Here is a 24,320-nt window from a genome sequence, read left to right on the forward strand (position 1 = left end):
CGTGAGAGCAAAATCCTTGGATAGATACGACATCTGTATTTAGCCGGTGGTACGACATTTCAATTTTGCTTTGACATAATTTCGAGAGGCCTTATGTCAAGGACCGTCTGCTGACTAGCCTCGTTACGCGTCACATTATGTCAATTCAAACGAATCGCCGCAGGTGCTGTCGGCTGGACAGCCGATGCCAGGTCGGCATCCCGATTTGTACCGTAGCGCCGCCGATTTTGCGCCGCTAGGCTGGATCGTTTCGTGATCGCCGCGGAGCACAGACGATGGAAAGCTGGCGAACAGGCTATCTTGGGATCCGTCAAGTACCCCGCGATCTGAGCGAGTTTGAACTCAACACTTTCTTCACGTTCTCGAAGCAAGAGATCGCGCTCATCGAGACGCGGCGATCTGATCTATATCGTCTCGCCGTTGCGTTGCACGTCGGGTTCATACGAATGTCCGGCCGATCGCTGGATTCCTATCGCCAGATACCTGCGATGCTGTGGCGGCACCTCGGTCGACAATTGCATGTCCAGCCGCCCGATCTCGGAACGCTGCGCTCGATCTACGACGGACGCTTCGATACGCTGTCCGACCATCAACGATTTGCTCAAATCATCGCGAACTTCCGCACGATCTCAGAGCACCAACGTCGATACGTGATCCGTTGGCTGAAAGAACAATTGACGGGTCGCCCAGAGCGCGGCCAATTGGGCAACGACCTGAAGCAATGGTTCTACGAACATCGGATCGTCATACCCAACGAACGGACAATCCGACAGTTCATCGTCCAAGCAGTTCGCGATATCGAGAGTTCGCTCCACGAGGAATTTCAGCGAACCTTCGGCCCGGAGAAATTGGACAGTTGGGCACGCCTTTTACCCCAGCCACACAAGGAGTACGTGAGCCTGCAGGGCTGGCTTTGGGCTGTGCCGCTCCGTGGTTCGACTCAGCAGATGGGTGAAGTGCTGGATAAGATTAATCTCCTTACCATGCACGGCGTCGCATCCCCATGGCCAAGCGCATGCAACGATGCAATTGTTCGCTACTACGCTCGTCGCTGTGCCAACCGCTCTCCATCCATCAGCAAACGGATCGCGCCGCAAAGCCGGAGGCTCGAGGCCGCCTGTTTCATGCGTTATTCGCTGTGCACGGCGACCGATCACGTACTCACGATGCTCCGGCGCTGGGTGCAGAAAGTCGTGAATGATGCATCTCGCGCGCTCGACGCGGCGAAGAACAAGCTTGACGATCAGCTTCGCGAGTTCGCCCTGGCTGTGAAGGCGTTGGCGATTGACGAGTCCCTGTCGCGCGAACAGCTTGGTAGCGCGCTCTGTGAACTGGCCGACACAGTTCTCTGCCCACCGCAAAGCCGCCGCAGCCTCATGCGGCAGCATCTAATCGGCAAGCGACACTCGGCACGGAACCTATTGATGCGGATAGTGCAACTGCCCTTCGAGGCTGATTCCACTCATCCCGTACTCGACGCGATCGTTCTGCTTCGGGATCTTTATCGCCGTCACGCTTACTTACTGCCCGATGGGTTGAATATTCGTCTGGGTCGCGCGTGGCGCGAAGCGATCGACGGATTCGACCGAATCAAAGCCATGAAGGCGTTCGAATGGGCCACGTTGTTCGCCCTGCGCGTCGCGCTTCGCAACGGATCCGTCTATGTGGAGCATAGTTTCGCGTTCCGTAGTCGAACGCGCATGTTGATTCCGATGGGCGAGTGGATCGCCAAACGCAACAATCTTTACGGGCAACTGGGTCTTCCGCAAGATCCCAAGGAATTTCTCGATCCGATCCTTGCACTTCTCGATCAAAGGCTTGATCTTTTGCTCGAAGCGGTGAAGCAAGGGGATGTGCAAGTTGATACGGCCGTGCATTTGAGTCCGCTCAATGCCCAGCCGGCGGACAACGAAGCGGATCGCCTGCGACAGGCGATCTACCAGGCGCATCCGCAGGGGCAACTACCGGAGATCATCCTCGAGATCGATAGCGCAACACGATTCAGTTGGCTTTTGCTCGGGCGTGAACCTCGCTCACGAGTGGAACTGCTGATGGTCTATTCCGCCGTGCTCGCGCATGGAACATCTCTCTCGGCCGCGGAACTCTCTAGGATGGTGCCCGAGGTGTCAGGCGACGCGATCCGGCAAATGATGAAACGCTTGGCGGACGAGAGAAAGCTGGGGCTTGCCGCCGATGCAGTTCTTGAGTTCATGCACGAGCACCCTATCGCTGCTCACTGGGGCCGTTCTGATCTCGCGTCTTCCGACATGATGTCACTCGAAACCACACGAAAGGTATGGCAGGCTCGGGCAGATCCGCGGCGCCGCTCGGCATCCATCGGAATGTACACACACGTGCTCGATCGTTGGGGCATCTTTTACGATCAGCCGATCGTTTTGAATGAGCGGCAAGCAGGTGCGGCCATCGAAGGTGTCGTGCGCCAGAGTGCCACGAAAGACATCGCTCAGCTCGCTGTCGACACGCATGGGTACACCGATTTCGCGATGGGCCTGGCCCGCGCGCTTGGATTTGATCTCTGCCCTCGCCTGTCGCATCTTCGTGATCGTCGGCTTCACGTTCCTCGCAGCCAGGACGTGCCGCAAGAGCTTTGTGCCGTGACAGACCGCGACATCAGACTTGACCTCATCGCTGAAGTCTGGGACGAGTTTGTCAGGATTGCTGCATCGATTCGCTCAGGAAAATGTACTGCAGTGGAAGCCCTAACCCGCTTCGGCTCAGCAGCGCGTGGGCAGCCGGTCTATGACGGAGGCGTCCACATCGGTCGGCTGTTCCGTAGCATCTTCCTGATCGATTACTTCACGAACACGACATTCCGGACGGAGCTGCAGCACGTGTTGAATCGGGGCGAGGCCGTGCATGTGGTTCAACGCGCGATTCATGTTGGACGCATCCCCGTCGAATTGGCACGGCGCGAAGATTCGCTCTCAGCCGTGTCTTCCGCATTGACGCTGCTTGCGAACATTCTGATGGCATGGAATACGACCCACATGCAGCATGCGCTCGAGGCGCTGCAAGCCTCCGGAGGCGAATCGCCTGGAGCCGAACAGCTCAGAAGGATTGCGCCGACGCATCTGGAGGGCATCAACTTGCGCGGAACCTTCATTTTTCCGGTTGGGCGCTACGCAAGCAGACTCCTTCCAAGCTTGGTTCAAAGTACGGCGACGCGTGAAGCCACTCAGCGCGCATAGCGATGCGCCGGATCACGCTCGGGGGTAGACAGTAAGTCCCTGATCTAAAAAGGTCTTATTTTGGCGCCAGAACGCAAAGCCTTGTCGGAGCTAGATCGCCCTAACCCGGAATTTGCACGGAAATCAAGGTCACCCCTGATAGCAGCGACCGCGTGGACAATCGGGAACGCTACATCCTCGTGCGCGTCTTTGCCGCCCTCGACGAAGAAGTAGCCTGCGCAGAGCAGGTCGCCCTTGACCTCCGCTGCGACGCGCGAGGCAAGATCGTCCTCAATTGCTCGCCTGTTGTCACGGGGCGGCACTATGGAGCCATTCTGAGGGCGGCGTAAAGGCGCCACCTGATGGGCGGCGTAATGGCGCCACCCTAAGTGCGGCGTATTGGAGCCACTCGAGGGGCGGCGCATAGGAGCCAGCAGCATCGGGGCGAGAACGCGATTCGAACTTTCCAAGTCGGTACTCTCCGTTCTATTTGAGCGGGGCGTCCATGGCCAATCGGAGGTTCGAATTGTTCGAGTACCGCCAAGTCCTTGTCCGCATGCGGCAGGGCGATTCCGACCGCGACATCGCGCGCGGCGGCTTGATGGGACGCAGGAAGTTGACGACCGTGCGCCGGGAAGCCGAGGGGCTCGGATGGCTGGATCCGACACAGCCGTTGCCGGATGACGCCACGATCGCTGGCGTTTTCGGTCGCTCGCCGCACTTGCCGCACACCTGCGTGTCGACGGCAGAGCCGTTCCGTGAACAGATCCGCGACTGGTCGGCTGCGGGCGTCCAGGGCACCACCATCCACGCCGCCCTTCAACGCAATCACGGCTACACGGGCAGCTATGACGCCGTGAAGCGCATGCTGCGTCGTCTGGGTGCCGAGCGCAAGCCGGGGACCACGACGACGATCCTAGAGTTTCCTCCGTCGGACGCGGCGCAAGTCGACTTCGGCGCCGGCCCAGTGCTCACACATGAATCCGGCCTTCCGCTCAAGACGTGGATCTTTGTGATGACGCTTTGCTGGTCGCGTCACCAGTACGCCGAGATCGTGCTCGACCAGACGGTAGAGACGTGGCTGGCCTGCCATCGGCGCGCCTTCGAATGGTTCGGCGGCTGTCCCGGCCGGATCATCATCGATAACGCGAAGTGCGCGATCGTCAAGGCGTGCCGATATGAGCCTGCAGTCCAGCGATCCTATGCCGCGCTTGCTGAGGGATATGGATTCCGGATCGACGCATGTCCGCCGCACGACCCTGCTAAAAAAGGAATTGTTGAATCTGGAGTCAAATACGTAAAAAAATCCTTCGTACCGCTACGCGAGTTCAGGGATCTGGCCGATGCGAACCGGCAATTGCGCGACTGGGTCACGCAGCAGGCCGGCACCCGCGTGCACGGCACGACCCGCGACCTCCCGCTTGCGCGCTTTGCCATCGAACGCCCGCTGCTTGCACGCCTGCCTGACGTGCCGCCGGTGCTGGCCGTGTGGAGCGAGGTCAAGGTGCATACGGACGGCCACATCGTCTACAAGAACGCGCTGTACTCGGTGCCGTTCACGCTTGTTGGCAAGCAGCTGTGGTTGAAGGTCACCGATACCGTGGTACAGGTGTTCCACCGGCATGAACTCGTTGCGACGCATCCGCGACTACGCAAGCCTGGTGATCGGCATACGGTGCGGGATCACCAGCCGCCCGAGGCGCAGGCGTGGCTTGAGCGCGATCCGCAGTGGTGTCTGGCCCAAGCTAGAGAGATTGGGCCAGCCTGCCTTGCAGTGATCCTCGCGATGTTCAACGACAAGGTGCTCGTGAACCTGCGCGGCGCGCAGGGTCTCGTCCGTCTACGCGAGAAGTACGGCGACGCGCGCCTGAACGCCGCCTGCGAGCGCGCACTCACGTTCTCCAGCCCGAAGTATCGCACCGTTAAGGTCATTCTCGACAAGGGACTGGACGGCCAGCCAGCAGCGACGGCACAGGCGACGGAACCGGCCGACACCTACGTGAACGGTGGCCGCTTCGGCCGCGATCTCCAGTCCTTTCTACTGCATTGAACGCCATGAATCCAAGTCCCGAACTGAATATCATCCTCAGGCAGTTGCGACTGTCTGGCATCCTGGACTCCCTCGAACAGCGCAATCGGGAGGCCATCGATGGGCAAATCGCCTACACCGAGTTTCTTGCCATGCTGCTGCATGACGAAGTCGCACGACGTGCGCAGAAGAAGCTCGGCGCGCGTCTTGCCCGCGCCGGCTTTGCGATGGGCAAGACGCTCGAGACCTTCGACTTCGACCGACTGCCTAAACTAAACCGTTCGCACCTTCACGACCTTGCGACGGGCCGATACATCGACGAGAAGGTCTGCGTTCTGATGGTCGGCCAGACAGGCGTCGGCAAGTCGCATTTAGCGCAGGCGCTCGGGCACTGTGCCGCGCGCCAAGGTCGCGATGTGCTGTTTATCAACCAGACCGATCTGCTCAAGAAGCTGCATGCGGCGCGCGCCACGGATCTATACGAACGTAAGTTTCAGCAGTTCGTGCGTGTGCCACTGCTGATCGTTGACGACTTTGCGCTCAAGCCGCTTCGTGCACCCCACGATGAGGACTTTCACGACCTGATCGCTGCAAGGTACGAGCGCGCAGCCTCGATCTTGACTTCCAATTTGGACTTCAGCGAATGGGGCGACGCCTTCCCCGACAACCGCGTTCTTGGAGCTGCAACGCTCGATCGCCTGCGCCACGGCGCCTATCGTGTCGTCATCGAGGGCGAGAGCTTCCGCAAGCCCAAACCGATGCCCGACAACGGCGAAAATGCGGTTGCCAAAAACGGCAAAAAACCGCAATCTTGAAACCGTTCGAATCCGCGTTTTACCCCGCTTCTGCTGGCGCCATTACGCCGCCCATCCCCGGCGCCATTACGCCGCCCCGTGACACCTGTCGTTGCGCGCGGATTCAAACATCTGCAGCGCCTCTTCCTTCGTTGCTTCCCGCGAGTAAATTTCAACGCGGCCAGTTCCGGCGCGTTCTAGTTCGACGTAAATAATTGCCCCATCGAGTTTGGACATATGTTCCTCTGTATAAGAACTAGTAGATCGTCGCCCCCCGGACGTCAGCCGGGACGTACGCCATGGGGCAGACTTCGAAATCATTACTTGGCGCCCGGCGGACGCGCTTGCGGTTGATCGCCTTTCGCGACGTCAGTACGGAAGTGCCCCTTCAAGCTGCTTGAAGAGGCTTTAGTAGGTGTTTGATTCCTGCGCGAGTAAGACTGGGGTTTGCTGCCTTCGCCGATACGATCTCCGTCAGTTCGTCGTCCGAGTAGGCAGCGAGAACCGCGAGTTCGCTCGCACTGAAGAGCGCCTCCATCTCGGCGCGGTGCCGGGAATCGACGAAGCGCTCATACGCCCGCAGGTATTGGGCTGTGGTCGCCTCAGAGAACCCGTAGCACGTCTTGGCGAAGGCAAAAAACAGCCTCGCCCCCTTCTTGTCAGCCGCGGCCAAGCTCGGGCCTTCAGACTTGGCTTTCTCAACGCACAGTTCGACCACTTTCTTCTTGGCGGCCAATAAGGCTTCGCCAGCAATAAAAACATCTACTTTTCGCTTCAACACGGCGTTCGTTTTCCTCCCTTGTTGCCGTTACGGGATGGGGTGGGCTTTCGTATAAAGGGTAGCCCTCACCAACTCTATCGATGTTTAACGGCACGCAAGGCGGTTTCTTTCGTAATACGGCGCTAGTAGCGTAATTTTTTTGGCCGCCGTGTGCTTTCCTTCCCGAGGGCTGCTGGGGATGCCCGCGCAAGCAATGCGGCTGATGGCGTCTTTCACGCACGATGCAAAACAGTCAGCTTTCGCTATCACAATGCTCGAGAAAAACCGAGGCATCGGCAGTCGTCCCCGGATGCAGAGTATTATCGAGGAACGAACCACTTGGTGATTGATATGGCAACCCAACTCGACCCTTATGTCCACGAGCACGATACGGCCGAAGAAGCGGAGACCTTCGACCGCGCGCTACGTGAGCGCGTCGGACGTGCCCGCAGCAGCACCAAGCCTAGAGTGCCGCACGACAAGGTGATGGATGAGGCGCGCGCGATCATTGAAGCGGAGCTGGAGAAGCAGCGCCGTTGACTCCACTACAGTCTGGGCCGACGAGGCACGCGAAATCTTCCTCGGCTACATACGTTACATTGCCGAGCGCAGCCCGGCAGCGGCGCTCAGGCTGTTTGACGCCGTCGAGAATTCCCTCCGTCCCGTTGCCTATTTTCCGTTTTCCGGGACACCCGGGCGCGTTCCCGGCACGTACGAGATCGTCTCTCACCCCAATTACATCGCGGTCTATCAGGTCACCGACGGCTGTATCGAAGTCGTGGACTTCACTCACGCCCGTAAGCTGTACCCCCGACCTCCGAATAGGCGTGTGTAAATCGGTAAGGCGGGCCGGCGCTGCGCGCGACCGAATCGTAAGCTGAACGCGGGCAAACAATAAAGGGGCGCTTCGCGGTGCGTCGCTTGGCGAAGGGCGCCACTTAAATGAGCTTTAGCAAGAGTAGTCGCCTGCCGATATGGAGACATGGACACCCCTAACACCGACATCCTTGGCGCTTTCCAACTCCGAATGATCGACGCCGACATCTCCCATATACGGCTCGCCATCGAAGCGGTCTCATTGGAGCCCAATGCTGCGCTCCCGCTTCTTTATTGGCGCAGGCGGCTTGAGCAACTTTTGCGTTGCCGTCATCTAATGCATCACCAGTTCTCCGCGGTAACCGACTTGCTCAGCAGACTCGCGAAGATCGACGACGACTCAACCAACCTTGCGCTTCCGCCCGAACCTCTCAACGCGCGAACTCCCGAATATTCGAGCGTTCGTTAGGTTGCTCGATGGCGTGGCGGACTTACTAGCTGTTTCCCCGGGGAAACTGGCTATCGCAGACGCCTCTTGAAATCGAACGATCGTTCGCTAATTAGGTTTATGTTAAGTAACATTATGGTCCGCTGCCGCTTGTTTCGCAGCATCACGTGCTCTGCGTCTTTTTGACAAGCTACGCTAAGACGTTGATCGCTCAGAGATCTCACGTCAAGAAGCCCGACAAAAAGCCATCAAAAGCAACGGACGATCTATATAGGCCCGCCGGGCGGACCTTTGTCGATTTAATCGTCGCTTTCATGACCCTTATTATCGGCGCGATCGGATTGGCGTTCCGCTGGCTTCCCATCTGACGCCTGTCTGCTTGCCCTTTGATTTCCGCCACCAGCGACGATTCGGGTTTTCGCCCATCGTCTAGCTTTTTTGTGCGTCAACTCGCCGATTGAGCGCGCCATCGCTACTAAAGTCGTACCCTTTTCCCAAAGATAGAGGGCATCTGCAACGTTGGGTTTGGAGCCGACGCCGCCAGAGTCAGGTAGGATCGCCGCTATGGACGACTTCCTAACAGCCACATGTCAATCGAGTCAGAACGGCTACTCTTGCGACCATGGAAAGATGCGGACAGGCAGCCTTTCGCGGACATGTCGGCCGACAAAGGCGTCATGGAGCACCTCCTGCCGCTTACCGCACATGACGCGTATCACACTTGGATCGACCGCCAAATCGAAAACCAGCAAAAGCACGGGATGTGCTTCTGGGCTGTCGAGGCCAAGGAAGATGGAGCATTCGTCGGCGCGGTCGGCCTCCTTCCCGTCACTTATGAAGCTCATTTCACCCCGGCAGTGGAAGTCGGCTGGCGTATTGCGCGACCCTTCTGGGGCTTAGGCTACGCACCCGAAGCCGCTGCATCCGCGATCCGCTTCGGGTTCGAGTCGCTTCAGTTGTCCGAGATTGTGGCCAACGCGGGCGTAGCCAATGAGAACTCCATGCGGGTCATGGCGAAGCTCGGCATGCTACGCGACTTAAACGGCGACTTTGACCATCCTCGGGTTTCCGAAGGAGATCCGCTGCGCCGTCAAGTTCTATACCGACTCACACGAAGCCGGTGGCTCGAACAGTCCGCGGCGTCCAATGTGTCAGATTGAGTGGAATTTGGATGTGGGCCAAAAGAAAGCCCGCATTGAGCGGGCCGAAATACCGTCCAACGATGTCGCGCCACCTGTTAGCGCTTTACCTGTGTAGCAAGTACTGCGCCCGTTCACGTGCTGACTTCCGTTTCCGCGGGCGTGCCTCGAAGGGAGCTTGGGTTCGAACGGCTTCAAAACTCCCGGAAAATCGCGGCAAAGAAGTCGAAGTCTGAATCGAATGCGACGCCGGCGCGCTAAGCGTCATGGACTCACTCCTGAGACATTGGCGACGAGACCGTCGCGCGAGAGATTGAAGTTCTGCTTGTACTCGCCGAGCGTGAGCGTGAGATCCCTCTGCGATCAACGTCTTAGCGTAGCTTGCCAAAAAGACACAGGCACGATTGCGATCGTGATCGGGAGCACGGCTGTTCATCTTCCTCCGTAAACAACTATTCAAGTTCAACCCAAGTTTTTGACCCACCTGGCAGCGCTCTTCGGACGCAATCCGGAGTTGTTTGGCTTCGGCGGAAAGACGCGGTCCAATTGTGGAGGCGCAGCTACGCGGCACCTCGCCCGACAAGTGCTGACCGGAATCGGCCAGCCCCGGTGAGCACGCCGCGCCTGACGGTCTTCAGCTTCCCACGTCCCACCAGGCGTGCGCTAGCAATAGTGCGATCGGAATCACCACACGCATGCGCACCACGACCAATCGATACTCAACTACTCAAACACTTCGAACCTCCTTCGACTCATCGGCCCTCCGGGCAAAAAGCCTAGAGGGGCGGCTGCTTGCGGAAGTTCGAAATGCGTTTCGGCCTCGATTACGTCGATCCGCTGCTGCTCGTCGCCCTTTGCTTCCTGCACGGACCGAATCAAAGGCAGGATCAATGAGGGGCGGGGAAATGGCGAACGGCTATACCATGCTCGACCGCGTCACCTAGCTGATCAAAGGAACACGTCCGGCGCGCGGTCCTTCGGTGCAAACCGAAGGTGCGCTGTCAAGATAAGCGTCTATTTGAGAGGCCGGCATAGGTCTCGCAAAAGCATACCCTTGGAGCAATGCGTCTCCCAGGCTCCTGACTGTTGCCATTTCGGCGTCTGTCTCTACGCCTTCGACAATGCAATCGAGCCCCATGTCCTTACTCAGTGCAAAGAGCGACTTGACGATTTTGTAGCTGGACGGATTGTTGTGAATGCCGGTGACAAAGCTCCGGTCGATTTTGATCTTGGTTAGCGGCAGCGCATGAAGATAGGAGAGGCTCGAATAGCCGGTCCCGAAGTCATCCAATGACACGCCGCAACCCATCCTCCGCAGAGTCAGAACTGCTTCACGTACGCGATCAAAGGCAAACTCCTGGATGAAAGCGGTTTCGGTGATCTCGAAATCAATACGTTCGGGATCGACGGCGCTTCGCGCGACGATGTCGACTATCGAAGCGATACCCTCGTCGGAAGTCAAATCGTCTGCAGACAAGTTAAACGATAAGCGCAGTCCGACTGGCCATTTGCCGGCTTCCTCCAAGGCCTTTTTCAGAAGGGTCTGTGTGATCCTACCGATGATGCCGGCACGCTCCGCCACCGGGATGAATTTGGCGGGCGCAACGCAGCCAAGCGTTGGGCTCATCCACCTCGCCAAGGCTTCGAACCCGACAGGATACCGGCTGTCAGCGCCCAAAATCGGTTGATACACTACGGTCAACTCAGCAGTTTGTCACCGATTGGATGCCCGTGAAGGTCGTTGACCGGTTTAAAGCCGTCTAGGTCAAGGACACCGACCGCAAGCATGCGGGTCTGCGCGTTTGCGGTCTGAAGCGCTCGATCAAGCCCGGCGAAAAACGCGCGCCGGTTCGGCAGCCCAGTCAAGCTGTCGCAGTTGGCGAGCTGCAGGTTTTCGGTCTGCGCTTCGACCATCTTAGTGAAGTCCCGGTACTGGATCAGAACCACAATGAGCATGGCAACACATACAAGTGCGGTGTTGCACGCCATAGCGATGAAAACTATGTTGCTCGACAGCGAAAAGAAGATGACAAACGCGCCGTTCACAATGATGGCGACCGTAACGGCAGCGGACCTCAGGTGCAGCAGGCAGAAAATGACGCCGATAACGGTAATGGCCATGTAGAAAGCTACATGTGCCTTCGCGAAGGCGTCGCCATACCCGAACAGAACAAGCGCCCATACGGTGAACAGTGTCGCGACGCCGCTAGCGAGGCGATTTGTGCGTCGAAGTGCGAGGTAAGCCAGTTCAGCGTCGGGCGCTTGCCCAATCGATCTGATCCACACCACTGCGCGGGCGCCGCAAACGATCGACATTAGCGTGGGCATGAAGACAGTCAGCCATAAAGGGGCAGACGAGAAATGAGTCGCGGCCAAGGCCCAGGTGTTGACGATCAGGATCAGGTATAACAGCGGCACCTGATACGAGAAGATCTTGAACTGCGCAATCAGTAGTTCGGGATTATCACGCGGAATCTTGGAAAAAGCCCGGAGCTTCCTGAACAGCTGCCTCATCATTTCCCCGGTCCAATCGGTTAAAGTTTCTTTCGGGATGCAGATCAGCGGTGCCCGTCTAGGTATAACGGCTGCCCGCGTGGCGTCTTTATACGCAGCCTAAGAAATCTGCGTCCACACCTACATCACAATGAACTGCTCGCGTCGCATATTTCCAACCGCTCACTAAATCACTCCCGCGTCGTAGTCTGGCGGCAACTTGAATGTGTGCGATACGGTCTGCACACTCCTGCAATCCCGCACCAAAGGTTCCGCTCAATTCTGAAATCCTCAAGGACGTGCTTGGCCGAGCGGCATCGATTGGAGCGAGCGAGCCGGACGCCAAGAATTGCCTGAAGCAGTATCTTCAGCGTTGACACTGCTGTCGAAGGTACTGATGGCGCGAAACAGCGCGCACAAGCAAAGCGCCCTTGAAAAAACCGAGGCGGCTAGAGGGGCATCTTGGCTCAGAGTTCATTCAATACCGAACCGGGGTTTATCATTAACGCAATGGGCTAGCCGGTCAGTACGCTGGAAGCTAGAAGCTATGCCAATCCGCGTTGCCCGCCGGCTCCGCGCTGAAGGTAAGGACATCATAGATTTCACCATCGGAGAGCCTGACCTTCCGACGCCGGCGAACGTCGTCGAAGCGGCCATTGCGGCAATGCGCGAAGGACAGACACGGTACACGGCGGCGAACGGTACACCGTTGTTACGCAAGACCATCGTCGACAAACTGGAACGCGACAACGGTTTGCACTACAAGCCGGAAAACGTCGTTGTGGGCAGTGGCGGAAAGAACATCATCTTCCTGGCACTGTCCGTCACGCTAAACCCGGGCGATGAGGTCATTATCCACGCGCCATACTCGGTGTCCTATCCCGATATCGTCGTGGTGAATGACGGTGTGCCCGTCATCGTGACCAGCGACGCATCGTCCGGCTTTAAGCTGTCCCCTCAGCAGTTGGAGGCCGCGATAACGCCCAAGACGAAGTGGCTGATTCTGAATACGCCGAACAACCCGACGCGCGCAGTCTACAGCCGCAGGGAGCTGTCCGAACTCGGCAAGTTTCTCGAACGCCATCCCCACGTCTGGCTCATGTCGGACGAAATCTATGAACACTTTGTCTACAACGGTGCGACGCACGTCTCTCCGGTAGCGGCGATTCCCGCCCTTCAGCAGCGTTCACTCATTGTGAACGGTGCATCGAAGGGCTATTCGATGACCGGTTGGCGGCTCGGCTACGGCGCGGGGCCGACGCAACTGGTGGATGCCATCACGAAGCTTATAACGCAGACCACGACTTGCCCCAGCGCAATCAGTCAAGCTGCAGCGGTGGAGGCGTTCGGCGGAATACAAGACGCGCCACATCACGCAGGAAAAGTGTTCCAACAGCGAGGCAAGCTGATGCGTGAGTTGTTGAAGGACGCTCAAGGGTTTGAGGTCGGCGAGTTGACGGGCGCGTTCTACCTCTATCCGTCAGTGGCTGGTCTTGTTGGGAGGACTACGCCCGCCGGCGAAGTCGTCGCGAGCGATGTTGCCGTGGTCAAGTTTCTGATCGAAGAGGCGAAGGTCGCCACACTCGATGGCAGCGCTTATGGCCTGTCCCCGCACCTTCGCTTTTCGTTCGCGACGTCCGAGGAGGCAATTCGCGAAGGCTGTAAGCGAATCGTCCGAGCTTGCGCAGCACTTAGCTGAGCAACTGGCGCTCAGAGATACGTTGCTCTGAGCGCTTCAGACCCGCAAGACGTCCGTTGGATGCATCCAACTTCTGGAGGAAAATCATGGACCGTGACGCAAACTCTTCTGCACCTGAACCGGCCCTGCCTCACCGCGACCAAAAGACGGGCGGCGAGTTAGTGACTTCCGGCGCGCGCGGCGAGACAGTCAAGAGCGACCCCTCTTACGAGCGGGACTGGATGTGCGAGTCCTTGCCGTTCTCAGCAGCGGAGTGGTGAATCGCTGAACTCAAGTCAGGTTCGACGCCAGTAAACTGGCGTTGAAGTCGCAGGCAGCGTTGAGGCGAAGAAGTCGCCACGTGGGGAGGCGAAAAGCGCGACGGAGAAAGGACCGTAGCTGAAGCGTCCGCGCCATCATACTTCCACCGCCTTTATCATCTCCTCGACGACCTTCTTCGCGTCCCCGAACACCATCATCGTCTTGTCCATATAGAACAGTTCGTTGTCGAGGCCGGCGTAACCTGCGGCCATCGACCGTTTGTTCACGATGATCGTCCGAGCCTTGTACGCTTCGAGAATCGGCATCCCCGCGATCGGCGATTTCGGATCGGTCTTCGCGGCCGGGTTGACGACGTCGTTCGCGCCGAGCACGAGCACCACGTCCGTCTGACCGAACTCGCTATTGATGTCCTCCATCTCCTGAACCATCTCGTACGGCACTTCGGCTTCCGCCAGCAGCACGTTCATGTGCCCCGGCATCCGCCCCGCGACGGGGTGAATCGCGTACCGCACATCGATGCCTTTCTCGACGAGCTTGTCGGTCAGCTCCTTCAACGCGTGCTGCGCGCGCGCGACCGCGAGGCCGTAACCCGGCACGATCACCACGCTTTCCGCGTTGCCGAGCATGAACGCGGCGTCATCGGCGGAACCGGATTTGACGGGGCGCTGCTCCGTCGATCCGCCCGCCGCCGCACCGCCCGCCTCGCCGCCGAAGCCGCCGAGAATCACGTTGAAGAACGAGCGGTTCATTGCCTTGCACATGATGTACGACAGAATCGCACCCGACGAGCCGACGAGCGAACCCGCGATGATCAGCATCGGATTGTTCAGCGAGAAGCCGATGCCCGCCGCCGCCCAGCCCGAGTACGAGTTCAGCATCGACACGACCACGGGCATGTCCGCGCCGCCGATCGGAATGATGATGAGCACGCCCAGCGCGAACGCGATGATCGTCATGATGATGAACGGCAGCCACGATTCGGTGAGCATGAAGATCACGCCGAAGCCGATCATCGCGATGGCGAGCAGCAGGTTGATCAGATGCTGTCCCGAGTACGTGACCGGCGCGCCCTGAAAGAGCCGGAACTTGTACTTGCCCGAGAGCTTCCCGAACGCGATGACCGAGCCCGAGAACGTGATCGCGCCGACAAACGTGCCGATGAACAACTCGACCCGATTGCCATACGGAATCGGCTCGCCGAGCGGTGCGAGCCCGAACGCGGCGGGCTCCGCCACGACACCATAGGCGATGCAGACAGCCGCGAGACCGATCAGCGAGTGCATCGCCGCGACGAGCTCGGGCATCTTCGTCATCTCGACTTTTGCCGCGATGTACGCGCCCGCGCCGCCGCCGATGATCAGCGCGACGAACAGCAGCGACAGCCCGAGCGCGAGATTCGCTTCGAGAAACGCGGCCTGCTTCACGATCAGCGCGAGCGTGGTGAGAATGGCGATCGCCATGCCCGCCATGCCGAACGTATTGCCGATGCGCGCGGTCTTCGGATTCGACAAGCCCTTCAACGCCTGAATGAAGCACACCGAGGCGATGAGATACAGGAGAGTAACGACGTTCAGGCTCATTTACGCGCCCTCCTTGCTCGTGATCTTCTTGGGCTCTTTCTTCTTGAACATCTCGAGCATTCGCCGTGTGACGAGAAAGCCGCCGAACACGTTCACGGCCGCGAGCAGCACCGCGAGCGTGCCGAAGAACTTGCCCGCCGCGCCGACCGTCAGGCCGACAGCCAGCATCGCGCCGACGATGACGATCGCCGAAATCGCGTTGGTCACGGCCATGAGCGGCGTATGCAGCGCGGGCGTGACGTTCCACACGACGTGGTAGCCGACGTAAATGGCCAGCACGAAGATGATGAGGTTGATCACCGTGTGATTGATGACGTCCATGTGCGTCTCCGTTCAGGCCGTGGCGCGGGCGAGTTGTCCGTCGCGGCACTGGAGCGTGGCCGCGACGATATCGTCCGCGAGATCGATGTTGAGCGTGCCTTCCTTCGTGATGATCAGCTTCAGGAAGTCGAGAAGATTGCGGGCGTAGAGCGCGGAGGCATCGGCGCCGACCATCGAAGCGAGATTCGTGTGGCCGACGATATGCACGCCGTGCTTCATCACCACCGTGTCGACTTCGGTGAGCGGACAGTTGCCGCCTTTCCTGCCCTCGAACTCGGGACCGCGTCCGGCGGCGAGATCGACGATCACGGAGCCCGGCTTCATGTGCTTCACCGTTTCGACAGAAATCAGCGTCGGCGCGGGGCGGCCGGGAATCAGCGCCGTCGAGATGACGATGTCCGCCGCCTTCGCACGTTCGTGCACCTGCGCCGATTGCCGCGCGAGCCAGCTCGGCGGCATCGGGCGCGCGTAACCGCCGACGCCTTCCGCCGCTTCGCGTTCCTCATCGGTTTCGAACGGCACGTCGACGAACTTCGCGCCGAGCGATTCGATCTGCTCCTTCACCGCCGGACGCACATCGGATGCTTCGACGACCGCGCCCAGACGCTTGGCCGTCGCGATTGCCTGCAAGCCCGCGACGCCTGCGCCGAGCACGAGCACGCGCGCCGCTTTCACGGTGCCGGCGGCGGTCATCAGCATCGGCATGAAGCGCTGGTAATACTGGCAGGCCATCAGCACGGCCTTGTATCCGGCGATGTTCGCCTGCGAAGACAGCACGTCGAGACTCTGCGCGCGCGTCGTGCGTGGCGCGGCTTCGAGCGCGAACGCAGTGACGCCCGCCGACGCGAGCCGCGCGGTGTTCTCTGTATTGAAAGGATCGAGCATGCCGATGAGCACGGCGCCCGGCTTGAGCATCGCCAGTTCGCTTTCGCTCGGCGATTGCACCTTGAGGACGATCTCGGCGGAAAAGGCCGTGGCGGCATCGACAAGGTCCGCGCCTGCTTGCGCGAACGCATCGTCGATATAGCTTGCCGGCAAGCCCGCGCCGCTCTGGACAGAAACACGATGTCCTTGCGTGACGAGCTTTTTGACCGTTTCGGGCGTGGCGGCGACGCGCGCCTCGTTCGCCCGCGTTTCAGCAGGCACTCCAATGTGCATCTTGTAATCCTCCTGTCTTTGTTGCCTTTTTCGCCCGGGCAAGGCTTAGGAAGGCTTAAGGCTGAGTTTTATTTCAAATGCTGGAACTGACGGCTATCTCAACTGTAACCGAAGATTGCACGCGCAAGAATCCGATCCGGCACCCGTTCCGTTTTGCCACAGTCAGCGCTTTCCCTTAGTCCGCGTGCGCGAGATCTGTGCGAGGACGGTAAAATATCTCACCATGAAATCAGACACTTGGGCCCCCCACGTTACGGTGGCTGCCATCATCGAAAAGGATGGTCGTTTCCTCGTCATCGAGGAGCACACGTCGGCAGGGCTGCGAATCAACCAACCGGCCGGTCATCTCGAAGCGGGCGAAACGCTCGTCGATGCCGTGGTCCGCGAGGCGCTCGAAGAAACGGCGCATCGCTTCGAGCCGGAGGCAATCGTCGGCGCGTATATGACGCACTTCGCGCGGCCGGGGCGCGACGTCACGTATTTGCGTTTCACGTTTTGCGGCAAGTCGCTCGGCGAAGAAGCAGGCCGCGCGCTCGACGAAGGCATCGTGCGCGCGATGTGGCTCAGCGCCGACGAACTGCGCGCATCGGTCGACCGGCATCGGACGCCGCTCGTGATGAAGTGTGTCGACGATTATTTATCCGGGCGGCGCGTCCCGCTCGATTTCATCCATACGCATTCGGTCGCGCCGGTGGTGCGGGCGTGATATCCCTATGAGCAAGAAACGAGTAGTGGTGGGCATGTCGGGCGGCGTGGATTCGTCCGTAACGGCATGGCTTCTGAAGGAACAGGGTTACGACGTCGTCGGCCTTTTCATGAAGAACTGGGAAGACGACGACGACGGCGAATACTGTTCGACCCGTCAGGACTGGATCGACGTCGTTTCCGTCGCGGATTTGATCGGCATCGACGTCGAAGCGGTCAACTTCGCCGCCGAATACAAGGACCGCGTGTTCGCCGAGTTTCTGCGCGAATATTCGGCCGGCCGCACGCCCAATCCGGACGTGCTTTGCAACGCCGAAATCAAGTTCAAGGCGTTCCTCGATCACGCGATGTCGCTCGGCGCGGAAACCATCGCGACGGGACATTACGCGCGCGTGCGCGAGCGCGATGGACTTTTCCAGTTGCTCAAGGCAACGGATTCGACGAAGGATCAGTCGTACTTTCTGCATCGATTGAATCAGGCGCAACTGTCGAAGACGCTCTTTCCGCTCGGCGAAATCCCGAAGACGAAAGTGCGCGAGATCGCCGCGCAAATCGGCCTGCCGAACGCCAAAAAGAAGGATTCGACCGGCATCTGCTTCATCGGCGAGCGGCCGTTCCGCGAATTCCTGAACCGCTATCTGCCGACAAAGCCCGGCCCCATGAAGACGGCCGAAGGCAAGATCGTCGGCGAGCATATCGGGCTTGCGTTCTACACATTCGGGCAGAGAAAGGGCATCGGCATCGGCGGCGCGAAAGACGGCAGCGGCGAACCATGGTTCGTCGCGGGCAAGGACATGGCGTCGAACACGCTCTATGTCGTGCAGGGGCACGATCATCCGTGGCTGCTGTCGCCGACGCTCGTGGCCGGAAACACGAGCTGGGTCGCGGGTTTCGCGCCGGAAGAGGGCGCGGCGTGCGGCGCGAAGACGCGCTATCGGCAGCAGGATGCGGCGTGCCGCTTCGCCAACGCGGACGATGGCCGTTTCGCGCTTCATTTCGACGACGCACAGTGGGCCGTGACGCCGGGACAATCCGCCGTGCTGTATCAGGAAGACGTGTGTCTGGGTGGCGGAATCATCGAACACGCGGCGGCTGGGCACGAGTCGCCGCAAGTTGCGGCGCTCGCTGCGGCGCGTTGAGCATCGCCGGCGGCAAGCGAGCGATCAGCCTCGGCTTCGGTCGGGGCTTATTTCTATCGATCCGATAAAAACTTTTTTGAAACAGTCGCTTGATCGTCTATCTAGTAGTAGATAATTAACGCACACCGAATGCAGGGACAATTGCAGAGATACGCGAAATGGACAAGAACACGGTACGCGACGCTCTACTGGATCACGCTCAGACGCTGTTGATGACGCGCGGCTATAACGGCTTCAGTTTTCGCGATTTGTCCGAACTGGTCGGCGTGAAAACGTCGAGCATTCACTATTATTTCCCGACCAAGGAAGATCTCGCGCTCGAAGCGGTGAATGCGTATAGCGCCGACGTGATGTCGACGATCTACGCGATCGACAGCTCCGCCCCGGCCGACAAGAAACTCGACCGCTATACGAAGCTATTTGGAAGGATCATCGGCGACGGCAATCAGATCTGTCTGTGCGGCATGCTTGCGTCGGATATCGAGTCGCTGCCGGAGAAAGTACGGCACGCGGTGCAATCGTTCTACAAGGCGAATGAAACCTGGCTGGCGAAAGTTCTGGCCGAAGGCGAAGCGCAAGACACGCTCGACGCTGGCGGAAAGCCCGAAGCGGCGGCACGCACCTTGTATGCAGCGTTTCAGGGGAGTTTGCTTGCATGCCGCCTGTTTCAGACGCGGTCGCGGCTTGAAGAGGTCGCAGACGCATTTCGGCGGTAGATAAGCCTGTGGATAACCTTGTGAAAAACCCCTGAACTGGCCGTTGATTATCTACCGTTGAGTAGATAGATTTTGGCGGAATGGAGCATTTCTCTGACCCCGATTCGTCGTTCGAACCATGTCGCCGCACGCGGACCGATGGTTTCAGGAAGAAAAGGGGTTTGGGAGAGAATCGGTCGATCGCGCCCTTCGCCGGTGATCTATCTAGCAGTAGATAATCTTCGATCCCACTTTGCGCTTCCGAGTGCGCCGGAAGCTCCCGCCGCGCGCGGGAGCTTGGTCCAAGAAAGGAATCAGACCGGCGCGGTATCCACGAACGACTGACGCTGCGAAATACGCGCGTAATACTTGTCGAGATTCGGATGTGCGTCGCGCCAGTTCAGATCGGGCATACGGAAATCGAGATAGCCCAGTGCGCAGCCGCAGGCGATATCCGCAAGCGTGAAGCGATTCGCCGAGCACCATTGCTTCGAGCCGATGCCGCGCGCCATCGCGCGCAAGCCGTCTTCGATCTTGTGACGTTGCCGCGCGATCCATTTGTCGCTGCGATGTTCCTCTTCGCGCAACACGCCTTCGAGACGGATCAGCACGGCGGCGTCGAGCATGCCGTCGGCGAGCGCTTCCCAGCAGCGCACTTCGGTGCGCTCGCGCCGCTCCTGCGGCAGCAGCTTGCCGACCGGCGTGAGCGTGTCCACGAACTCGCAGATGACGCGCGAATCGAATACCGCTTCGCCGTCGTCGAGAATGAGGCACGGCACTTTGCCGAGCGGGTTGTAGTCGTGGATCTTCGAATCGGATGCCCAGACGTCTTCGAGCACCAGTTCGCAGTCGATCTTCTTTTCCGCCATGACGATCCGCACCTTGCGGACGAATGGGCTGGGGTGCGAACCGATCAGTTTCATCATCTAATTTTCACGTTGATTCGAAATGCGGGCGTCGACGATCTTAACCGGCGCGCGCGAACCATCGGCGAATTAGAGATAGCGGCGGCCGACAATGTCGCCTGCCGACAACATGAAGCGCACCCGGCGCGCGCCGGGCGTCATGGATCACTGCGCGCTGGCAGTGGTTGCTGCGCCCATTGGCGGACACGGCAGCACCGGCGCCGCGGCGGGTTTGGAACTGGCGCCGCTCTTGCCCTTCGCGGATGCCGAAGGCGCGCTCGCCGTCGCGTGCGGCAAGGAACCGAGGCTGCGCACACCTGCGGAGATCGCGGCGGCGAGTTCGTCGACCGCCTTGCGATGGCCGTCGACGAGCGCGTCGTAACCGGAGCCGACGCGTTCCTGCGCGAGCGTCCGGCATGTCAGCACCGTATCGGATCCGGCGGCGCGCACGCTCCACACGGCGTCGATCACCGCTTGCGCGCCCGGCCACGATTCGAAGCGCTGCACGTTCACCTTCACGCGATATACCGGCACCGATTCCGGATGCGGCGTGCCGTAGACGTCGATCGCACCGAGCTGCTGCGTGAGATCGGCGGAGAGTGCGCGCCGCACTTCGTCGCCCGGCAGCGACGCCCAGCGTTCCTCTTCGAGCACGCGCACCTGCGCGGGACTCGTCTGCACCACCAACTGATTCTTCGCGACCTGCTGCGGCATGTCGACGGGCGCAAGCTCGAAATAGAACGAAGCCTGCGTCGACGGCACGGGCCGCGCGTCGCCGCCGCCGAGCGTGTAGAAACGGCTCGTCGGCGAGGCGCAGGCAGCGAGCATCGCCGCTGCGCTCAGAGTCAACATCAACGAGCCGAACTTCATGGTTTATCTCCCGATTTTCCGCGCAAGAGCGATTCCGGATGGCGCTCCAGATAATCCGCGAGCGAGTTGAGCGATTGCAGCGTGCGCGTGAGTTCCTGCAGCGCCTGATGCACGTCCGACTGAAGCGGCGAATCCGACTGCAACGTCGATTGCGCCTGACCGAACGTCTGCTTGGCCTGCGTGAGCGTGTCGCGCATTTCCGGCAGGACTTCCTTGTCCATCTTGTCGAAGAGCGCGTTGGCGTTCTTGAGCGAGCCGTTCAGATTCGTGCCGATCTCGTCGAACGGAATCTTGTCGATCTTGCGCGCGATGTCGGCGATCTGCAGCTGCAGCTCGTCGAGCGTGTTCGGCACGGTCGGCAGTTCGATCGGATCGTTGCCAACGCTGACCTTCGCGGGCGGCGCTTTCGGGAAGAAGTCGAGCGCGACATACAACTGGCTCGTCAGCAGGTTGCCGGTGCGCAACTGTCCGCGCAGCCCGCGCTTCACGAGCAGTTGCAGCATGTCCTGGCTCGCCACCGAACCTTGCTCCGGCAGCGCCTGACGCGCGCGCTTGCCGAGGCGATCCGGGTAGAGGTCGATCGTGACCGGCATCATGAACGAATGCGACTTCTGATCGTATTGCACGCCGATGCCCGTGACCTGCCCCAGCACGATGCCGCGGAAATCGACCGGCGCGCCGACCGACAGGCCGCGCAGCGACTGATTGAAGTTCATCACGACGTGCACGGCCTCGCCGTCCGGATCGCGCATCGCGTCGGACTGATCGCCGGCCAGACGGAAGGTCGCGTTGTTTTGCGCCTGCGGGCCGGATTGCTGGTTCGGCGGCGTCTGGAACGCGATGCCGCCGAGCACGACCGTTGCGAGCGATTGCGTGTTGAGCGTGAAGCCGCTCGAATCGAGCCGCAGATCGACGCCGCTCGCATGCCACCAGCGCGAGTTGGTGCCGACGTACTGATCGTAAGGCGCGGTGACGAATACCTGCAGCGTGACGCCGGTGCCGTCCTTGTCGAGCGAGAACGCGACGACCTGGCCGACCTGCACGCGCCGGTAATAGACGGGCGAGCCGATATCCAGCGAGCCGAGTGATTCGCCGTGCAGCGTGAACGTATGGCCTTTCTGATCGCCGGTGACGGCGGGTGGCGTTTCGAGCCCGACGAAATAAGTCTCATCGTCGGTCGACTTGCCCGCATCGACGCCGATATACGCGCCGGACAAAAGCGTCGACAGGCCGGTCACGCCGCTTGCCGCAACGCGCGGACGCACGATCCAGAAGCGCGTGTCCTTGACGGCGAAATCGGTGGCTTCCTTGGTGAGCTGCACGTCGACGAGCACGCGCGCGTGATCCTTCGACAGCGTGATCGTCTTCACCGTGCCGATATCCACGTCCTTGAACTTCACTTTCGTCTTGCCGGGCTCGAGGCCTTCCGCGGAAACGAAGCTGATCGTCACGGTCGGTCCGCGGCTCGACACCGTCTTCACGACGAGAATCACGCCGATCAGCGCCGCGACGAGCGGAATCACCCACACGAGCGAGGGCAGCCAGCGGCTGCGCGGCTCGATCACGGGTTCGGGGAGGTTCGGCGGGAGGCCGCCCTTGTCCCCTTTACCGCTGCCGGCGTTGCTGGCGGGCGGCGCGGGCTGCTTCGGGTCGTTCGGACCTTGGGCGCTAGTCATGTTTCTTTCCTGACGGTTCGATGTTGTCCCACATGAGGCGCGGGTCGAATTGCATGGACGCGATCATCGTCAGCACGACCACCGACGCGAACGCGAGCGCGCCCGGTCCCGGCGTGATGACGGCGAGCGACTTGAAGCGCACGAGCGCGATGGTGAGCGTGATGACGAAGACGTCGAGCATCGACCAGCGCCCGATGCCCTCGACGATGCGAAAGAGCGTCGTGCGCTGACGCGGCTGCCATGTGGAGCGCCGCTGCACGCTGATGGTAAGAAAGGCGAGCGTGACGAGCTTGAGCATCGGCACGAGAATGCTGGCGATGAAAATCACCGCCGCGAGCGGATAGTCGCCGTCGTTCCAGAAGAGCGCGACACCGCTCATGATGGTGTCGTCCTCGGAACCGAGAATCGACGACGTATGCATGATCGGAAAGAGGTTCGCCGGAATGTAGAGAATCGCCGCGCTGATGAGCAGTGCCCACGTACGCGCGATGCTGTCCGGATGACGCCGGTGCACGACGGCGTCGCAGCGCGTGCAGCGCTGTTTCTCGACGGTGTGCGCGAGCGGCTGCACGAGTCCGCACGCATGACACGACACGACATTCGCGCGCGACGCCGTGATGAACTGCGTTTCGCGCGCCGCTTCGCCGGTTTTCGGATCGATGGAATCGCTCACGATTTTTGCCTCGCCGTGGTTGTGACGCGCTTCGATCCGCGCGGACCGAGCCTTGCCGCGATGTCCCACAACGCGCGCGGATCGAAGCTCACGACGACGGCGAACATGAGCGTCAGCGCGCCGAACGCGAAGAGCGCCGCTTCGGGAATCACGCGCGCGATGCTCACCATCTTCACGAGCGTGACGAGCACGCCGAGCATGAAGACTTCGATCATGCCCCACGGACGCACGAGCTGAATGCCCCGCAGGATTGCGTTGAAGCCAGGCGGCACGTAACCGGAACGCAGCGGAAGCAGCACGTAGAGCAGGGCAACGAGTTCGCACAACGGAAACAGGATGGTCGAGCAGAAGACGAGCACCGCCATGATTTCCATCTGCTCGTTCCACAACGCGAGGATCGCGCCGATGAGCGTCGTCTCCGACGTGAGGCCGTTCGCCTCCAGCTCGACGATGGGAAAGCCTTGCGCGATCAGGAACGTGAAGAGCGCGGCGAGCGTCATCGCCAAGATCTTGTCGAGGTTCGACGAGATGCTTCGATAGAGCAGCGATCCGCAGCGAGGGCATTTCGCCGAGGTGCGTCGAGGCAATGCACGTTTATGGAAGAGCGCGTCGCATTCGTGACACGCGATCAGGTCATCGGATTCGTTCGCGTTCATTCGCGTTCATGGTCGAGGCCCGAGGCTTGTCGAGCGTATTGGTCGGGCGCCGCGAGACCGGCTCCGACCGGGCATAGCAAACGGCGGGCCAGCGAGATTGGTAGCAGCATGGTATCAAATGGCGCGGGGCGGGCGAATTTGGACAGAACGCTTCTTTACAAGCGGAATTAAACTGCCTGGCCGCCCGTTAATACATCGATGCCGGAATCGGTCGCGGTTCGCGCCTTCATCGACCGTTGCACGCATGGAATAGTTCGTTGCATGGGCGGCACACGAGGCTCGCCGAGCCGGCTCGAAAGCCCGCAAAGCCGCGTC

General features: G+C 60.1%; 23 protein-coding genes. 11 read left to right on the forward strand and 12 right to left on the reverse strand.

Translation table 11 applies throughout. The features are described 5' to 3' along the window. Positions 1–275: 275 nt before the first annotated feature. The 3 genes from NCS02_RS02225 to istB all read left to right on the forward strand — a co-directional run bounded on the left by NCS02_RS02225 (position 276) and on the right by istB (position 6,032). Entirely contained in the window at positions 276–3,209 is a 2,934-nt protein-coding gene (locus tag NCS02_RS02225; protein ID WP_250520335.1) for a Tn3 family transposase, read from the forward strand. A gap of 505 nt (positions 3,210–3,714) precedes the next feature. Next, entirely contained in the window at positions 3,715–5,238 is a 1,524-nt protein-coding gene (gene istA, locus NCS02_RS02230) for an IS21 family transposase (protein WP_250522872.1), read from the forward strand. Positions 5,239–5,243: 5 nt separating this feature from the next. Further along, complete coding sequence (gene istB, locus NCS02_RS02235; protein ID WP_008352246.1) at positions 5,244–6,032, forward strand: IS21-like element helper ATPase IstB; 789 nt, start codon at positions 5,244–5,246, stop codon at positions 6,030–6,032. A 66-nt stretch (positions 6,033–6,098) separates the two neighbouring features. Here the strand turns inward: istB and NCS02_RS02240 are convergent, their stop codons facing one another. Both NCS02_RS02240 and NCS02_RS02245 read right to left on the reverse strand, forming a co-directional pair. After that, positions 6,099–6,248, reverse strand: coding sequence for a hypothetical protein (locus tag NCS02_RS02240; RefSeq protein ID WP_250522873.1), 150 nt, complete (start codon positions 6,246–6,248; stop codon positions 6,099–6,101). A 151-nt stretch (positions 6,249–6,399) separates the two neighbouring features. Next, complete coding sequence (locus tag NCS02_RS02245; RefSeq protein ID WP_250520337.1) at positions 6,400–6,792, reverse strand: hypothetical protein; 393 nt, start codon at positions 6,790–6,792, stop codon at positions 6,400–6,402. Positions 6,793–7,122: 330 nt separating this feature from the next. On the opposite strand from NCS02_RS02245, the gene relB reads away from it, so the two are divergent. The 4 genes from relB to NCS02_RS02265 all read left to right on the forward strand — a co-directional run bounded on the left by relB (position 7,123) and on the right by NCS02_RS02265 (position 9,195). Then, positions 7,123–7,311, forward strand: a complete 189-nt coding sequence (gene relB / locus NCS02_RS02250) for a type II toxin-antitoxin system RelB family antitoxin (protein ID WP_250520338.1) — start codon at positions 7,123–7,125, stop codon at positions 7,309–7,311. Continuing rightward, positions 7,262–7,606 carry a type II toxin-antitoxin system RelE/ParE family toxin gene (locus NCS02_RS02255; RefSeq protein WP_250520339.1) on the forward strand — a complete coding sequence of 115 codons (345 nt, stop codon included), beginning with the start codon at positions 7,262–7,264 and terminating at the stop codon, positions 7,604–7,606. Before relB ends, NCS02_RS02255 begins: the two co-directional genes overlap by 50 nt. A gap of 147 nt (positions 7,607–7,753) precedes the next feature. Further along, positions 7,754–8,056 carry a hypothetical protein gene (locus tag NCS02_RS02260; RefSeq protein WP_250520340.1) on the forward strand — a complete coding sequence of 101 codons (303 nt, stop codon included), beginning with the start codon at positions 7,754–7,756 and terminating at the stop codon, positions 8,054–8,056. Positions 8,057–8,622: 566 nt separating this feature from the next. Beyond that, on the forward strand, positions 8,623–9,195 hold the full coding sequence (locus NCS02_RS02265) for a GNAT family N-acetyltransferase (RefSeq protein WP_250520341.1): 573 nt from the start codon (positions 8,623–8,625) through the stop codon (positions 9,193–9,195). A gap of 919 nt (positions 9,196–10,114) precedes the next feature. Here NCS02_RS02265 and NCS02_RS02270 read toward each other — a convergent pair. Together NCS02_RS02270 and NCS02_RS02275 are read right to left on the reverse strand one after the other, a co-directional pair. Beyond that, positions 10,115–10,867 (reverse strand): EAL domain-containing protein, encoded by a 753-nt coding sequence (locus NCS02_RS02270; RefSeq protein ID WP_250522874.1) that lies wholly within the window; start codon positions 10,865–10,867, stop codon positions 10,115–10,117. A 5-nt stretch (positions 10,868–10,872) separates the two neighbouring features. Continuing rightward, positions 10,873–11,691, reverse strand: a complete 819-nt coding sequence (locus tag NCS02_RS02275) for a diguanylate cyclase domain-containing protein (RefSeq protein WP_250520342.1) — start codon at positions 11,689–11,691, stop codon at positions 10,873–10,875. A gap of 523 nt (positions 11,692–12,214) precedes the next feature. Here NCS02_RS02275 and NCS02_RS02280 point away from each other — a divergent pair. Beyond that, positions 12,215–13,366, forward strand: a complete 1,152-nt coding sequence (locus NCS02_RS02280) for a pyridoxal phosphate-dependent aminotransferase (protein ID WP_250520343.1) — start codon at positions 12,215–12,217, stop codon at positions 13,364–13,366. A gap of 395 nt (positions 13,367–13,761) precedes the next feature. Here the strand turns inward: NCS02_RS02280 and NCS02_RS02285 are convergent, their stop codons facing one another. Genes NCS02_RS02285 through NCS02_RS02295 form a run of 3 tightly spaced genes read right to left on the reverse strand, consistent with a single transcriptional unit; the run spans position 13,762 to position 16,686 of the window. After that, positions 13,762–15,207 (reverse strand): NAD(P)(+) transhydrogenase (Re/Si-specific) subunit beta, encoded by a 1,446-nt coding sequence (locus tag NCS02_RS02285; RefSeq protein WP_250522875.1) that lies wholly within the window; start codon positions 15,205–15,207, stop codon positions 13,762–13,764. After that, positions 15,208–15,528, reverse strand: a complete 321-nt coding sequence (locus NCS02_RS02290; protein ID WP_008351539.1) for an NAD(P) transhydrogenase subunit alpha part 2 — start codon at positions 15,526–15,528, stop codon at positions 15,208–15,210. Between the two features lie 12 nt (positions 15,529–15,540). Continuing rightward, a complete protein-coding gene (locus NCS02_RS02295; RefSeq protein ID WP_034470619.1) occupies positions 15,541–16,686 on the reverse strand; it encodes a Re/Si-specific NAD(P)(+) transhydrogenase subunit alpha in 1,146 nt (381 codons plus the stop codon). Positions 16,687–16,909: 223 nt separating this feature from the next. Here NCS02_RS02295 and NCS02_RS02300 point away from each other — a divergent pair, with 223 nt between their 5' ends. From NCS02_RS02300 to NCS02_RS02310, 3 genes are all read left to right on the forward strand, one after another. Beyond that, on the forward strand, positions 16,910–17,392 hold the full coding sequence (locus NCS02_RS02300; RefSeq protein ID WP_175979798.1) for an NUDIX hydrolase: 483 nt from the start codon (positions 16,910–16,912) through the stop codon (positions 17,390–17,392). A 7-nt stretch (positions 17,393–17,399) separates the two neighbouring features. After that, on the forward strand, positions 17,400–18,530 hold the full coding sequence (mnmA, locus tag NCS02_RS02305) for a tRNA 2-thiouridine(34) synthase MnmA (protein ID WP_008351536.1): 1,131 nt from the start codon (positions 17,400–17,402) through the stop codon (positions 18,528–18,530). Positions 18,531–18,688: 158 nt separating this feature from the next. Further along, positions 18,689–19,246, forward strand: coding sequence for a TetR/AcrR family transcriptional regulator (locus tag NCS02_RS02310; protein WP_034470623.1), 558 nt, complete (start codon positions 18,689–18,691; stop codon positions 19,244–19,246). Positions 19,247–19,539: 293 nt separating this feature from the next. Here the strand turns inward: NCS02_RS02310 and NCS02_RS02315 are convergent, their stop codons facing one another. From NCS02_RS02315 to NCS02_RS02335, 5 genes are all read right to left on the reverse strand, one after another. Then, positions 19,540–20,151, reverse strand: a complete 612-nt coding sequence (locus tag NCS02_RS02315) for a glutathione S-transferase C-terminal domain-containing protein (RefSeq protein ID WP_174447708.1) — start codon at positions 20,149–20,151, stop codon at positions 19,540–19,542. A gap of 144 nt (positions 20,152–20,295) precedes the next feature. Beyond that, positions 20,296–21,000, reverse strand: a complete 705-nt coding sequence (locus tag NCS02_RS02320) for a PqiC family protein (protein ID WP_008351532.1) — start codon at positions 20,998–21,000, stop codon at positions 20,296–20,298. Further along, positions 20,997–22,676 carry a PqiB family protein gene (locus NCS02_RS02325; RefSeq protein WP_250478663.1) on the reverse strand — a complete coding sequence of 560 codons (1,680 nt, stop codon included), beginning with the start codon at positions 22,674–22,676 and terminating at the stop codon, positions 20,997–20,999. Before NCS02_RS02325 ends, NCS02_RS02320 begins: the two co-directional genes overlap by 4 nt. Continuing rightward, on the reverse strand, positions 22,669–23,349 hold the full coding sequence (locus tag NCS02_RS02330) for a paraquat-inducible protein A (protein WP_250456599.1): 681 nt from the start codon (positions 23,347–23,349) through the stop codon (positions 22,669–22,671). Before NCS02_RS02330 ends, NCS02_RS02325 begins: the two co-directional genes overlap by 8 nt. Further along, on the reverse strand, positions 23,346–24,005 hold the full coding sequence (locus tag NCS02_RS02335; protein WP_250481469.1) for a paraquat-inducible protein A: 660 nt from the start codon (positions 24,003–24,005) through the stop codon (positions 23,346–23,348). The genes NCS02_RS02330 and NCS02_RS02335 overlap by 4 nt, the downstream gene beginning before the upstream one ends. Positions 24,006–24,320 lie beyond the last annotated feature (315 nt).

The organism is Caballeronia sp. NCF2 (assembly GCF_023631205.1).
GTDB lineage: Bacteria > Pseudomonadota > Gammaproteobacteria > Burkholderiales > Burkholderiaceae > Caballeronia > Caballeronia zhejiangensis.

Excerpts from the sequence above, each read along its gene's own strand:
- NCS02_RS02225 (WP_250520335.1), top strand. The coding sequence starts at position 276 with ATGGAAAGCTGGCGAACAGGCTATCTTGGGATCCGTCAAGTACCCCGC.
- istB (WP_008352246.1), top strand. The coding sequence starts at position 5,244 with ATGAATCCAAGTCCCGAACTGAATATCATCCTCAGGCAGTTGCGACTG.
- NCS02_RS02240 (WP_250522873.1), bottom strand. The coding sequence starts at position 6,248 with ATGTCCAAACTCGATGGGGCAATTATTTACGTCGAACTAGAACGCGCC.
- relB (WP_250520338.1), top strand. The coding sequence starts at position 7,123 with ATGGCAACCCAACTCGACCCTTATGTCCACGAGCACGATACGGCCGAA.
- NCS02_RS02255 (WP_250520339.1), top strand. The coding sequence starts at position 7,262 with ATGAGGCGCGCGCGATCATTGAAGCGGAGCTGGAGAAGCAGCGCCGTT.
- NCS02_RS02260 (WP_250520340.1), top strand. The coding sequence starts at position 7,754 with ATGGACACCCCTAACACCGACATCCTTGGCGCTTTCCAACTCCGAATG.
- NCS02_RS02265 (WP_250520341.1), top strand. The coding sequence starts at position 8,623 with ATGTCAATCGAGTCAGAACGGCTACTCTTGCGACCATGGAAAGATGCG.
- NCS02_RS02275 (WP_250520342.1), bottom strand. The coding sequence starts at position 11,691 with ATGATGAGGCAGCTGTTCAGGAAGCTCCGGGCTTTTTCCAAGATTCCG.
- NCS02_RS02280 (WP_250520343.1), top strand. The coding sequence starts at position 12,215 with ATGCCAATCCGCGTTGCCCGCCGGCTCCGCGCTGAAGGTAAGGACATC.
- NCS02_RS02285 (WP_250522875.1), bottom strand. The coding sequence starts at position 15,207 with ATGAGCCTGAACGTCGTTACTCTCCTGTATCTCATCGCCTCGGTGTGC.
- NCS02_RS02290 (WP_008351539.1), bottom strand. The coding sequence starts at position 15,528 with ATGGACGTCATCAATCACACGGTGATCAACCTCATCATCTTCGTGCTG.
- NCS02_RS02295 (WP_034470619.1), bottom strand. The coding sequence starts at position 16,686 with ATGCACATTGGAGTGCCTGCTGAAACGCGGGCGAACGAGGCGCGCGTC.
- NCS02_RS02300 (WP_175979798.1), top strand. The coding sequence starts at position 16,910 with ATGAAATCAGACACTTGGGCCCCCCACGTTACGGTGGCTGCCATCATC.
- mnmA (WP_008351536.1), top strand. The coding sequence starts at position 17,400 with ATGAGCAAGAAACGAGTAGTGGTGGGCATGTCGGGCGGCGTGGATTCG.
- NCS02_RS02310 (WP_034470623.1), top strand. The coding sequence starts at position 18,689 with ATGGACAAGAACACGGTACGCGACGCTCTACTGGATCACGCTCAGACG.
- NCS02_RS02315 (WP_174447708.1), bottom strand. The coding sequence starts at position 20,151 with ATGATGAAACTGATCGGTTCGCACCCCAGCCCATTCGTCCGCAAGGTG.
- NCS02_RS02320 (WP_008351532.1), bottom strand. The coding sequence starts at position 21,000 with ATGAAGTTCGGCTCGTTGATGTTGACTCTGAGCGCAGCGGCGATGCTC.
- NCS02_RS02325 (WP_250478663.1), bottom strand. The coding sequence starts at position 22,676 with ATGACTAGCGCCCAAGGTCCGAACGACCCGAAGCAGCCCGCGCCGCCC.
- NCS02_RS02335 (WP_250481469.1), bottom strand. The coding sequence starts at position 24,005 with ATGAACGCGAACGAATCCGATGACCTGATCGCGTGTCACGAATGCGAC.